This is a genomic window from Microbulbifer sp. CNSA002 (assembly GCF_047324085.1).
GTDB lineage: Bacteria > Pseudomonadota > Gammaproteobacteria > Pseudomonadales > Cellvibrionaceae > Microbulbifer.
This window is the reverse complement of record NZ_CP172449.1, coordinates 3,859,253-3,872,500: the sequence shown is the minus strand read 5'-3', so window position 1 is coordinate 3,872,500 and position 13,248 is coordinate 3,859,253. Positions and strand designations below refer to the sequence as shown.

At 46.7% G+C, this 13,248-nt stretch carries 7 protein-coding genes, 2 rRNA genes and 1 riboswitch (1 of these 10 running past the window's edge); of the genes, 6 read left to right on the top strand and 3 right to left on the bottom strand.

Annotated elements, in window-relative coordinates; translation table 11 throughout:
* A 23S ribosomal RNA gene (locus ACG1BZ_RS17120) occupies window positions 1–2,685 on the top strand (it extends 197 nt beyond the left edge of the window).
* A 203-nt stretch (window positions 2,686–2,888) separates the two neighbouring features.
* A 5S ribosomal RNA gene (rrf, locus tag ACG1BZ_RS17115) occupies window positions 2,889–3,004 on the top strand.
* A gap of 906 nt (window positions 3,005–3,910) precedes the next feature.
* Here rrf and ACG1BZ_RS17110 read toward each other — a convergent pair.
* Window positions 3,911–5,026, bottom strand: a complete 1,116-nt coding sequence (locus tag ACG1BZ_RS17110) for a DUF3419 family protein (protein WP_413662879.1) — start codon at window positions 5,024–5,026, stop codon at window positions 3,911–3,913.
* Between the two features lie 26 nt (window positions 5,027–5,052).
* Window positions 5,053–6,195, bottom strand: coding sequence for an SDR family oxidoreductase (locus ACG1BZ_RS17105; RefSeq protein WP_413662878.1), 1,143 nt, complete (start codon window positions 6,193–6,195; stop codon window positions 5,053–5,055).
* A 775-nt stretch (window positions 6,196–6,970) separates the two neighbouring features.
* On the opposite strand from ACG1BZ_RS17105, the gene ACG1BZ_RS17100 reads away from it, so the two are divergent.
* Window positions 6,971–8,515, top strand: a complete 1,545-nt coding sequence (locus ACG1BZ_RS17100) for a thioredoxin domain-containing protein (protein ID WP_413662877.1) — start codon at window positions 6,971–6,973, stop codon at window positions 8,513–8,515.
* A gap of 61 nt (window positions 8,516–8,576) precedes the next feature.
* Here the strand turns inward: ACG1BZ_RS17100 and ACG1BZ_RS17095 are convergent, their stop codons facing one another.
* Window positions 8,577–9,503: an SGNH/GDSL hydrolase family protein gene (locus tag ACG1BZ_RS17095; RefSeq protein ID WP_413662876.1), complete on the bottom strand. Its 927-nt coding sequence runs from the start codon at window positions 9,501–9,503 to the stop codon at window positions 8,577–8,579.
* A 262-nt stretch (window positions 9,504–9,765) separates the two neighbouring features.
* Window positions 9,766–9,864, top strand: a riboswitch (TPP riboswitch).
* An 85-nt stretch (window positions 9,865–9,949) separates the two neighbouring features.
* Here ACG1BZ_RS17095 and thiC point away from each other — a divergent pair.
* From thiC to thiS, 3 genes are all read left to right on the top strand, one after another.
* Window positions 9,950–11,860 carry a phosphomethylpyrimidine synthase ThiC gene (gene thiC, locus ACG1BZ_RS17090; protein WP_413662875.1) on the top strand — a complete coding sequence of 637 codons (1,911 nt, stop codon included), beginning with the start codon at window positions 9,950–9,952 and terminating at the stop codon, window positions 11,858–11,860.
* Window positions 11,861–11,971: 111 nt separating this feature from the next.
* Window positions 11,972–13,048: a glycine oxidase ThiO gene (gene thiO, locus ACG1BZ_RS17085; protein WP_413662874.1), complete on the top strand. Its 1,077-nt coding sequence runs from the start codon at window positions 11,972–11,974 to the stop codon at window positions 13,046–13,048.
* Window positions 13,048–13,248 (top strand): sulfur carrier protein ThiS, encoded by a 201-nt coding sequence (gene thiS / locus ACG1BZ_RS17080; RefSeq protein ID WP_108734077.1) that lies wholly within the window; start codon window positions 13,048–13,050, stop codon window positions 13,246–13,248. The genes thiO and thiS overlap by 1 nt, the downstream gene beginning before the upstream one ends.

Genomic DNA, 13,248 nt, shown 5'->3' with positions numbered 1-13,248 from the left:
CTAAGTACCCGGAGGAAAAGAAATCAACCGAGATTCCCTTAGTAGCGGCGAGCGAACGGGGATTAGCCCTTAAGCTCTTTATGTTTTAGTGGAAGGTTCTGGAAAGTACCGCGATACAGGGTGATAGCCCCGTACACGAAAAGGCATTTAGAGTGAAATCGAGTAGGTCGGGACACGTGTTATCTTGACTGAATATGGGGGGACCATCCTCCAAGGCTAAATACTCCCAGCTGACCGATAGTGAACCAGTACCGTGAGGGAAAGGCGAAAAGAACCCCGGAGAGGGGAGTGAAATAGAACCTGAAACCGTATACGTACAAGCAGTAGGAGCCCTTCGGGGTGACTGCGTACCTTTTGTATAATGGGTCAGCGACTTATTGTCTGTAGCAAGGTTAACCGCTTAGGGGAGCCGTAGAGAAATCGAGTCTTAATAGGGCGTTTAGTTGCAGGCAATAGACCCGAAACCCGGCGATCTATCCATGGGCAGGTTGAAGGTTGAGTAACATCAACTGGAGGACCGAACCCACTAATGTTGAAAAATTAGGGGATGACCTGTGGATCGGAGTGAAAGGCTAATCAAGCCGGGAGATAGCTGGTTCTCCTCGAAAGCTATTTAGGTAGCGCCTCGCGTCTCACCCTCGGGGGTAGAGCACTGTTTGGGCTAGGGGGTCATCCCGACTTACCAACCCCATGCAAACTCCGAATACCGAGGAGTGCAATCGCGGGAGACACACGGCGGGTGCTAACGTCCGTCGTGGAAAGGGAAACAACCCAGACCGCCAGCTAAGGTCCCAAATATCAGTTAAGTGGGAAACGATGTGGGAAGGCCCAGACAGCTAGGAGGTTGGCTTAGAAGCAGCCATCCTTTAAAGAAAGCGTAATAGCTCACTAGTCGAGTCGGCCTGCGCGGAAGATATACCGGGGCTCAAACTGATAACCGAAGCTGCGGATGCTCTTAGGAGCATGGTAGAGGAGCGTTGTGTAAGCCGTTGAAGGTGGATCGGGAGGTCTGCTGGAGGTATCACAAGTGCGAATGCTGACATGAGTAACGATAAGGGAGGTGAAAAACCTCCCCGCCGGAAGACCAAGGGTTCCTGTCCAACGCTAATCGGGACAGGGTTAGTCGACCCCTAAGGCGAGGGCGAAAGCCGTAGTCGATGGGAAACAGGTTAATATTCCTGTACTCGCTATTACTGCGACGGAGTGACGGAGAAGGCTAGGCCGGCATGGCGATTGGTTGTCCATGTTTAAGGTTGTAGGCTGGGGACTTAGGCAAATCCGGGTCCCTAAGGCTGAGAACTGATGACGAAGCCCACTTAGTGGGTGAAGTGGTTGATGCCCTGCTTCCAGGAAAAACTTCTAAGCTTCAGGTAATAGTGAATCGTACTCTAAACCGACACAGGTGGTCAGGTAGAGAATACCAAGGCGCTTGAGAGAACTCTGGTGAAGGAACTAGGCAAAATGGTACCGTAACTTCGGGAGAAGGTACGCCGGTTTTGGTGATGGGACTTGCTCCCTAAGCTGAGGCCGGTCGAAGTGACCAGGTGGCTGCGACTGTTTATTAAAAACATAGCACTCTGCAAACTCGTAAGAGGACGTATAGGGTGTGACGCCTGCCCGGTGCCGGAAGGTTAATTGATGGGGTTAGCTTCGGCGAAGCTCTTGATCGAAGCCCCGGTAAACGGCGGCCGTAACTATAACGGTCCTAAGGTAGCGAAATTCCTTGTCGGGTAAGTTCCGACCTGCACGAATGGCGTAACGATGGCCACGCTGTCTCCACCAGAGACTCAGTGAAATTGAAATCGCTGTTAAGATGCAGTGTACCCGCGGCTAGACGGAAAGACCCCGTGAACCTTTACTACAGCTTTGCACTGAACTTTGAGCCTATTTGTGTAGGATAGGTGGGAGGCTTTGAAGCAGCGACGCTAGTTGTTGTGGAGCCGTCCTTGAAATACCACCCTGGTATGTTTGAGGTTCTAACTCTGGTCCGTTATCCGGATCGAGGACAGTGTATGGTGGGTAGTTTGACTGGGGCGGTCTCCTCCCAAAGAGTAACGGAGGAGTACGAAGGTGCACTCAGCATGGTCGGAAATCATGCAATGAGCATAATGGTATAAGTGCGCTTGACTGCGAGACAGACATGTCGAGCAGGTACGAAAGTAGGTCATAGTGATCCGGTGGTTCTGTATGGAAGGGCCATCGCTCAACGGATAAAAGGTACTCCGGGGATAACAGGCTGATACCGCCCAAGAGTTCACATCGACGGCGGTGTTTGGCACCTCGATGTCGGCTCATCACATCCTGGGGCTGAAGCCGGTCCCAAGGGTATGGCTGTTCGCCATTTAAAGTGGTACGCGAGCTGGGTTTAGAACGTCGTGAGACAGTTCGGTCCCTATCTGCCGTGGGCGTTGGAGATTTGAGAAGAGTTGCTCCTAGTACGAGAGGACCGGAGTGAACGAACCTCTGGTGTTCCGGTTGTCACGCCAGTGGCATTGCCGGGTAGCTATGTTCGGACGGGATAACCGCTGAAAGCATCTAAGCGGGAAGCCTCCTTCAAGATAAGATCTCCCTGAGGCCTTGAGCCTCCTGAAGGGCCGTGGAAGACTACCACGTTGATAGGCTGGGTGTGGAAGCGTTGTGAGGCGTTGAGCTAACCAGTACTAATTGCCCGTGCGGCTTGACCATACAACAGAGATGGTTACTAACGACTAGCTAAGCTAGCGGATTGTGAGTTAGAGACATACGATCGCTTGCGGTGTATTACTACAGATTGTTTTACCGACTTATTTGGGGTTATCGCCGGTCAACAATATGACCGAGGCAAACAGCGATAACACGGCAGGCCAAGCACATTGCTTATAAGACCAACGCCAACCCAAGCCAGTTTGCCTGACGACAATAGAGTTGTGGAACCACCTGATCCCTTGCCGAACTCAGAAGTGAAACGCAACATCGCCGATGGTAGTGTGGGGCTTCCCCATGTGAGAGTAGGTCATCGTCAGGCTTCTAATCCGAAAAGGGCCACCCAATAGGGTGGCCCTTTTTTTATGGCTGAAAATACTTTAAAGAAGCAAAAAACAAAAGAAAAAAATAAGAAAGGGAAGGAAGAGAGAGAAAGCAGAAAGTACTTAGTCGAAATTAAATAGAAAAAATAAAAATAGCTCTGAAAAATTTTAATGCTCAACTTTCTATTTAAAAAGTCAGTCAGTAATTAAAAAAAACCTAAAACTACCTGAGCACCTTAAACAGACGCTCTCCTAAAAAGCCTATAAAAATAGGTCTTTACCGATCTTCTCTCCAAACGCCTTTACACTCACTCAAAAAATAATCCAACAAAATAACTCGCGCAAAAACCAGAAAAGTACCCATACCACTCCCGTCAAAAATTAAATTTAGCCGGTAAAAATATCGGTGATTTTTTAGTCTCTGCAGTAATCCCCTGTAACCACGGGGCCTGTAGCCCGTTTATTAAAGTTATGCACAACTCTATCCAGACTTTCTGTTAGTAACTCCAGACTGTGGAAACCCGCGTAAAACAAAACCCCTGCAAGTTTCCCTGTTGTTTGGATAGGGTGAAATACTTTTACTACCGGGCAGCACCTGCGCTGCCATGTGAGTCGTGCGCGATCCCGGAGCCGTGCCAGCTTGGAACACCGGAGGCGCCCATAGGGTAGTGTGGGACAGCCCTACCCGCTGGATTGGAGGTGAACCGCGCCTGTGGTGGTCTAAACCGGTATAGTGGTTTATCAGGCTTCTAATTCGAAAACGGGCAGTCTAAAGGGTAGCCCTTTTTAGTGCCTGCGCTGTACGCTAGCTTAGCTGGCTAGCAGCGTTGTAAGTCTTCTATTAGGAATTCCTAAAGGTAGCTGTCATTTAAATTGCTGTAACAGCTGTACATTGGTGAGGTAATTTAGTGTCCTCTTTTCACTCCAACATTAAAACTATAAACAAACGATATATCGCTATTATTGAGCTCTTCCTCAAGAACTGGGTTAAAAGAAAATTTATTTTTTATAGAGTCAGGAATTGTTCTTTTGGTAATAAAATGGCGCATGCAGAGGATGCTGTTTTCGCTAGCTGCTGAGTATATTGCGTTTAGTAGGGAAACAAAGCTCTCTTCATCAAGATAAGCTGAGACGTCAGAAATGGAGAATTTATCAATTTTATTTTTACATTTGTATAAATATTGTTCTATCGGTGAGGTTACTATTTCTATGGCTGTTTTATCTAGTGCCCCCTTAATTACTGGGTAGTTATTTTTTTCCAAATATAAAGGCATTCCATGTTCGGGATTGTATTTTCCAGTTAGCAGGAATGTCATAAAGAAATTGTCAAGAACCAGGTGGTTCATTAGAGAGTGGTCCATTCTGCCTAATAAATACTCAGAGATTGACACTTCTTGTGGGATGTGTTCATAGAACCCAGGATCTTTAAGGAAAGTTCTGAAGAAATATTTGTTGGTAAGGAAATGCAAAAATTTTTTCCAGGTTGGGGTATTCCATTTGTTTTTAACAAACTCACGCTGCTCTTCAATGCTTTTTAGGTGGGTTAGAGTTTTTATTTTGCTGGGTCGAATAACTTTAATTATCATACTGATTAACTTGAAGTGCTTTTCGAAAGCGCCTTCATAAATAAACCCTTTTTCAATAATATTTATGTTGTTTGACCAAAATAATTCCGCCTTTTTTGATAAAGAGGGTTTTATGTTGTCATAGGTGTTTAATCTCTTTTTGCATGGGAGTATTCCTGAGAACCTTAAAAATTCCTCATAATTTAATTTCTGGATGGCAATTTTTTTTAGTTCCAAGAGATAGTTTTGGCTGTGATTCAAGTCAATGGCGGTTATTTTTTTGGGATTACCCAGTAGAAGGCTTAAGACGCGATCTCCACCGCCAGTAACACATAAAATACTATCATTTTCATTGATATTTAGAGCCTTAAGCTCTGATCTTGAATCTTCATTTGGCCCTGAGTAACTGATTCTGTTTGCATAATGGGAAAGTGATATGTCACTAGGTTTGTTCATGGCATACCTGATCGGGCTGAATTTAGTTACGTTTGATTTAAAAAATAGTCCACTACTTTGGTCAGATAACTTTTGCTATTACGCCATTGATTCTGAACAGGGTGACCTAAGACTCTTTGGCTATTTGCGCTGCAAAACCTGAAGTCGCTGTTTAAAAATGGTCCATTTTGCATTCTATTAATAATCTTAAGTATCCGCCTTTCTTTTTCTGGTAGGCTACTTAACAATACGTGGCTGTCTTGAATTTGCCTTAAATCTAGCTCAAAGTAATCGCGGTTAAACTTAACGAATTCGTCGATTGTCATTGGGTTAGAGTCGGCAATATTAAAGTATTGGTTTTTTGTGAGTTTATGGTTGTTTGAAATCTTTAATATTGCATCACAGCAAGTGTCAACCGGAATGACATTGATAAGGCAGTTTGGAAGATATTTTAGGTGAATGGGGGTCTGTACATTCTGTTCTTTTAGTCTATTTAGCAGTTTTACATATTCATAGTAACCGGACTGAGAGTTTGTGTAGCCAGTCACCGAGTCTCCTAGGACAATAGTTGGCCTATAGATGGTGTATTCCAGGTTTTTGGACTCTGCGATTAAATTCTCTGCTGCATTTTTGGTGTAATCATAGGCATTAAAAAATTCTTTAGGTTGATAGAGTTTTTCCTTTACAGTCACTCCGCTGGCATGATCTTTACCGGCAATAAAACTGGTTGATATTTGGTTGAACCGACATTTTGCTGCTACAGCAACCTCTATTAATCGTTCCACACCGTTAATATTTGTATTAATGCTTTGTTGCAGGTTGCTATAGCTATAGCGCATGTCAGCTGCACAATTCCAAATTGAACCAATGTGTAGAGAGCGTAGTTGTCTGTAAGACGTAGAACTTAAGCTGAGCTTTGGCCTGTTCAAGTCTCCTGAAATGATTATAAGTCGGTCGAAATCATTTTTCGAAAGTTTGTAAGTAGGATTGACAAAACTATTTCTTTGTTTTAGTTGTTCGAGTCGATCATGAATATCATTTCGCGCAATTAAAACTACATTAAAACCTTTTCGTAATAGTCCCCATGTTAAGTACTGGCCTATAAAGCCAAGACCACCAACAACCAGTTGTATTCTTTTCAGGCCTTGTATTTCTGATAATTTTTTAAAGGTATGCTGGTTTTCTTTCATTGATCCATACGAACCAGTCATAGTGGTGAATTAGATGTGTGTTTCTTTAGCCCAAAAGCATTACTCTCCTTGAGAGTCACTTTTACTTTTTTACTGTGGAATATAAAAAGTTGGTCTGGTGTCGGGTGTATCTTGAGGGTGCTTATGATTAACACAACTAAGCTATCCATCTATTTAACAAGGTCTATAGGCTCGCTGTGAAGTCAAACGATGGTAATAAGTGGTAGTCGCATCATGGTGATGTCGTCCATTGCGAAAGTTGTACCAATAACTCAAGCTATGGATTTTCAGTAGAGTACCATTGAGTAATTGTAGTACATCTGAGTATTTGGCCGTAGATTGACTGTAGATTCTCTATTTTTACTGTCCCCGTCATAAACGGATCCGGCATCATTGTTGGAGACTTGAATTTATTCTTCCGCTAAAGCGTCTTCTAATAGACGATTTGGAGTTTCCTGCAATCGATACTTTTGGCTATAGCTTTTATTAGATACTTCGATATGATCTATTGGCTGTTTTGGTTCCAAGATTTTCCCATGTAGTTTTAAAAGTGATTTCATATGGGGGACAGTGATCCAAGGATCGAATAGGCTCTCGAAATTACTCAGGGTTAGTTTGTTGGATATTTCCTCTACTGGAGAGACGTTAGCTTAGATGCCAAAAAGCTTGCCTGGTTCTCATTTTTTGAACACGTTCTGAATAAAGCTCGCTGTAAGCGGTTGAAATGAGAATTGGCGAGTAAGATTGGTCAAAACCGGTAAAAGGAGAATTACCAGTGAAGCGACTAAGGAATGTTATAGCAAAGTTAATGGCGTTGGGTATTTTGAGCCTAATGGGGGGGTGTTCAAAGGATGCGGAAATAACAGTGGGAACTAAAGTACTTGATCAGCAACATATAGCTGCACGGATTGGTGGCCAGGAGGTCAGCGTAGAGGCCTTGGATAAGGAACTCCAGCTTGTGCTGTATGATATTGCTGAAATGGAGCATAAATTACGGCTCAACAAACTGCATGAAAAAATTGCCAAAACAGCAAAAGATGGTCAAGAAATAGAAGTTATGCTTCCCGTTCCAGAGCCACCACGAATAGATCTTGATTATGGCGGGCGTGCCGCTCGAGGAAATCCCGAAGCGCCTATAACAATTGCAGTGTTCTGCTCCTTTCAATCTCCCCACTGTAAATCCTTTCAGCCAACCTTGAGGCGTATGTTGAGTGACTATTCTGGTTGGGTTCGCCAGGTAAATTTTGATTTTCCCCTTAAGTTTCATCGGGAAGGTATCAAAGCTGCTGTTTCAGCTAAGTGCGCTGGTGAGCACAATATTTTTTGGGAATATCACGACGCCTTATACGCAAAAACTCCAAACCTTGGTGAGAAGTCTTACTCCCAGACCGCAAGCAGTTTACTGATCGATAACAAGCAATTTAAAGCCTGTATTGGAGATATGAATTATAAAGAAGTTGTTCTGGGGGATCAGAAAATTGCTTTAGAGCTTGGCCTTACAAATGTGCCGGTTGTTTTTATAAACGGTTTGTATCTAAAGGGCGCGCGATCATTTGAGCAATATTCTTACTGGATAGAAAAAGAACTAATCAGGCTTGATATAGATCCTAAGAAGAAATATACATGGAAACAACAAAAAGATACTGAGAATCATTTACCTGTTACGGATCTACCTCTTGCCCTGGTAGGAGTTAGTGAATCGAGTATAGAAAGTAAGTCCAAAGCTTTAATAGAAGTAAATGGGCAGAAGGCACAGAGTTTTTCACTGGGGCAGTCTGTTCTTAAAGATGTCGTTCTGAAGAGTTTGAAAGGGCACTATGCCGTTATTGATAATCAGGGATCCCTGGAGCGCCTGCTATTGCAAGGTGAAGAGGGTAATATTATCCCTTTAACTTTGTCCCATCAGCACGATGAGGAGCTGCGCAAACGTATTGAACAGCCTCAGGGAGAAAAGGGTAAAAAGCTAATCGAGCCGGCTGCTGTGTTGACTCTTGGGCAAGAGTGGTTGGCGAAGCAACTCGAACAACGAGAATTCTTGGAGGCTAAATTTATTGAGGCGGAGCTGGAAGTTGAGGGCCACCATTTGATGCGCTTGGAGGGGGTGGCCAACAATGAGTTCTTTACTGCACTTGGATTCGAGGAAAACGATGTGCTGTTGAGGGTCAATGACAGTTGGGTCCACAGTGGTCAGAATGAGCTTTGGAGTGCTCTTACCAGTGGAAAAGTAATTGATGTTGCCTTTATGAGAAAGGGTTTGCCGCATAGATTGCAGTATGTGGTTGAAGAGAGTGGTTACTTTGATGAGGATTTAGGTAAGTGAATTGATTAGGGCCCGCGGTACTTTATTGCGGGCCCTGAATTTACCGAGCAGTAAAAGTTACTTATTTATCCGGATTTCCTTGCCACAGTAGGTCAGCGACAATATTTTGTCCTTGAATGCTTGGGTGGAAACAGTCTCCACCATCAATATCATCTTTATTAAACTGAAAAGTCCCGGCATTTAACTGATCCTCACCGGTATATTCAGCAACAACTTCTACCCCATTCATACCGTTGTAACTTTCTGCTTCCTCAACAAGGATTTCGTTATAACGTTGTTGGGCTGTGGCTATTCCGTTATAACGAGTAGCAAAGCTCTCTCCATTCATCGAGCCGCCATTTGTTGCAATTCGGCAGATTCCGAAAGTCGACCAGACACTCTCGCAATCTACGCGGGAATTACCGCTTTGCTTATCCAGACCCGCTGCCCGGAGATCGTGTACTCGTGGTACTGAGCCGAGTACTATCGTTGAGCCGTTAGGGAGACCATCGACTAATTTGTCCAGACCAGCTTGAACTGCCGAGCGCCACTCGCTATCGGTGTAAAGTGGATCGTTACAGTTGGCTGGATCGACGCAACCCCGGTTACAGATGTCATTACCGCCCAATACTACCTCGACATGATCAGGTAAATTACTTTGAGATAGAATCCGATCGGCTTGAGTGGAGAAATTGTCGCCTCCACTACGCATCTCAGCACCGGATTCCGCTGCACTTTTATTGGCAGCCATATTGGGGTAGTTAACTTTATATTTATCGTGAACACTCTCCACTGAATTGTCGTCGCCGTCAAACCAGGAATGCTCGGGTTGGTCCCCGCCGAGAAGACAAAACAGGTCCCAGAAATACTTATTGCGGGTACAGTCTGCACCGAATGCCATGGTAATACTGTCACCCGCAGCAACAGACTTGGAGGGGGCTGCCATTGCTGGCTGTATCGACAAGATGCTCAAACAGAGCGTTACTAGAACTCCATATTTATTCAACATTGTATTTTCTCCCACACCGACTTTCGCCGTAAGTTGTTATCGTTTTATTCACTGCTCCGGTAAACGAGAAGGAGTGTAGGACGCACTCAGATATTGTGAGTGATGAATGCTTGAGACCCTTTGGTCAGTTATCAATAAATTGAAGTCTGTTGGAGTTTTGTCGCCGAGAGCATTGATTACTTTATTGGCGTTTCAAAGCTTTAGTTTTTCTGGCACAGTTTTATGCCATCTGTTTTTCTTCGGACGCTTCCACTATACTGCGCTCTACTTGTCGGAGTGCCTGTGGGCTGAGATCGCTGTTGCGAGATCCGTTGAACCTGATCGGGGTAACCCCCGCGTAGGGAACAAGATCTGAAGTCGCCTGTTTTGTTACAGTTTGGCGTCTTTTCTCTTTGTATGTGCCCTGGATGCTGCGACCTTTAAATTTCCAAGTTTTAAGGTTACGCATGTCTGAGATCATTGAACAATCCGGTAAAGCCGGAAAGTCCTCCCGCGCTGCCAGTCGCGATTCCGCTAAAGAATTTCTTGAAAATCTCACGGTTCAATCTTTCCCCAACTCGAGCAAGGTGTATTTGCCCGGTGAAACTCCCGACATTCAGGTTGGTGCTCGTCAGATCTGTTTGGGAGATAGTTTGGTAGGGGGGGATGCAGAGAATCCGGTGTTTGAACCCAATGAGCCCCTCACCATTTACGACACTTCGGGCCCCTATTCCGAGCCCAATTTTAAAGTGGACGTACGGGAAGGGTTGCCCAAATTGCGCCAGGGCTGGATAGAGGCCCGCAGAGATACTGAACTGCTGGACTCTCGCCAAGCGGCCTACAGCCAGAAGCGTATGGCGGACCAGGGGCTGGATCATATCCGCTTTGAAAACCTTCCCAGCCCTCGCCGGGCCAAACCGGGACAGAATGTATCTCAGATGCACTATGCCCGCCGCGGCATTATTACCCCAGAGATGGAATTTATCGCAGTGCGCGAAAATATGGGGCGAGCCAAGTTGGCAGCGGAAATGAGTGAAAGTGAATACCAGAAGGCACGTGATGGTATTTACATCCCCGAGCAAATCACGCCGGAATTTGTGCGCCGGGAAGTTGCAGAAGGGCGGGCAATTATCCCGGCGAATATTAATCACCCGGAAGTGGAGCCGATGATTATCGGGCGCAACTTCCTGTGCAAGGTGAATGCAAATATTGGTAACTCGGCTGTGACTTCCTCCATTGAAGAGGAAGTGGAGAAACTGGTTTGGTCTACCAAGTGGGGCGCGGACACGGTGATGGATCTGTCTACCGGTGCCAATATCCACGAAACCCGCGAGTGGATTCTGCGAAACTCGCCAGTGCCCATCGGTACTGTGCCGATTTACCAGGCGCTGGAGAAAGTAAACGGAATTGCTGAAGATCTTAACTGGGATGTGTTCCGCGACACCTTGATTGAGCAGGCGGAGCAGGGGGTGGATTACTTCACTATTCATGCTGGCGTGCTTTTGCGCTATGTGCCGCTCACTGCGAAACGTATGACTGGGATTGTCTCTCGCGGTGGTTCCATTATGGCCAAATGGTGTCTCGCCCATCACCAAGAGAATTTCCTCTACACCCACTTCGAGGAAATCTGCGAGATTATGAAGGCTTACGATGTGAGCTTTAGTCTCGGTGATGGCCTGCGTCCGGGCTCAATTGCGGATGCTAACGATGAAGCCCAGTTTGGCGAGCTGCACACGCTTGGCGAGCTGACTGAAATTGCCTGGAAGCACGATGTTCAGACGATGATCGAAGGCCCCGGTCATGTGGCTATCCATAAGATCAAAGAAAATATGGATGAGCAGCTGAAGCACTGCCACGGCGCACCTTTCTACACTCTAGGTCCATTGACCACGGATATTGCTCCCGGCTACGACCACATTACTTCCGGCATCGGCGCTGCACTTATCGGCACTTACGGTTGCGCCATGCTCTGCTATGTGACCCCCAAAGAGCACCTGGGCCTACCCAATAAAGAGGATGTTAAAGAGGGCCTTATGGCCTATAAGATTGCGGCTCATGCCGCAGACTTGGCCAAAGGGCATCCGCGGGCACAGAAGCGCGATGACGCCCTGTCAAAAGCCCGCTTTGAATTCCGTTGGGAAGACCAGTTCAATCTCGGTTTGGACCCGGAGCGGGCACGCACCTATCACGATGAAACCTTGCCAAAGGAATCCGGCAAGGTAGCTCACTTCTGCTCCATGTGCGGCCCGAAATTCTGCTCCATGAAAATTACCCAGGATGTGCGCGATTATGCGGCCAAGCAGGAAGCGGCACAGGGCATGGAGGAAATGTCGATTAAATTTAAGGACATGGGTAGCGAGATTTATCACAAGGGCTAATGAGTATTTTGGGGGAGAGTCCTCTCCCCCAAGAATCGGATAGCAAAAGTACGGCGAGTGCATAGCGCATATCGCTGGGTGTCGATTTGGATTTGCGAAGATAGGTGGTCTGTGACAAGCGAAACCAAAGCCAAAGTAGCTATTGCCGGTGGCGGCCTGTTAGGTCGCTTGCTCGCCTGGCGGCTCTGCCAACGGGAACTGGATATTACCCTGTTTGAAGCGGGTGATCTGTCGGCACCAGTCGGGGGAGCCTGCTGGACGGCAGCGGGAATGATCTCACCACTATCCGAATTGGTGCACAGCGATAAACAAGTTTACAACCTGGGGCTGAAAAGCCTTGAGATTTGGTCTGAGTGGGCCCGGCAGCTGGAGGAGCAGAGCGGGCAGGACGTGGAATACCGCAGGGCGGGCTCAGTACTGGTTGCTCACGGCAAGGATAAAAGTGAGCTGCTGCAATTCCTGCGGGAGTTACAGGGTAAGTTGGGTGAATCTGCCAGGGAGCAGGTGGAGCCACTCGATAGCAATACTTTAGCGAAATTAGAGCCCTCCTTACACGGCTTTGAACAGGGGCTTTACTTACGAGGTGAGGCGGATATCAATAATCACCGCTTATTGCCTGCGTTACTTAGCGTATTGCACCGAGGTGCAGTCACTCTGCGAGAGCACAGCAAGGTAAATTGCGAAGCCGGGTATATCTCTGTGAACTCGGAGCGCGAACAATTTGATTGCGTGATCGACTGCCGTGGTCTCGGTGCCAAGGGGCAGATTGAAGGCTTACGCGGTGTCCGTGGTGAGGTGATGGTGGTGGAATCCCGGGAAGTGGTTTTGCAGCGTCCAGTGCGCCTGCTCCACCCGCGCTATAAGCTCTACGCTGTACCACGCAGCGATGGACGCACAGTAATTGGTGCTACGGAAATTGAGAGCGAAGACCAGTCGCCCATTTCCGTGCGCTCCAGCATGGAGTTGTCTTCCGCGCTTTACTCCCTCAACCCGGCTTTTGCCGAGGCTCGTATTGTAGAGACCCGCGTAAATTGTCGCCCCGCCACTATGGATAATATGCCTTATATCCACAGCGAGGATGGGCTGATTAGGGTGAACGGCCTTTACCGTCACGGTTATCTTTTAGCGCCGGCAGTAGTGGAGCAAGTGGAGAATCAAGTGGCACAACAACTGTTACAGGTGGTTTGATGCAGGTACTAATTAATGGGGAAACACAAAGCCTTGAATCCCCGCTAAAACTCTCTGCGCTTTTACAGCAGCTCGGCTATCGCGGAGAAACGTTTGCCGTTGCGATCAACGGTGGATTTATTCCCCGTACGGAATATAGCAATACACAGATAAATAACGGCGATAGCCTGGATATTGTTGCTCCGGTAGTGGGGGGGTAA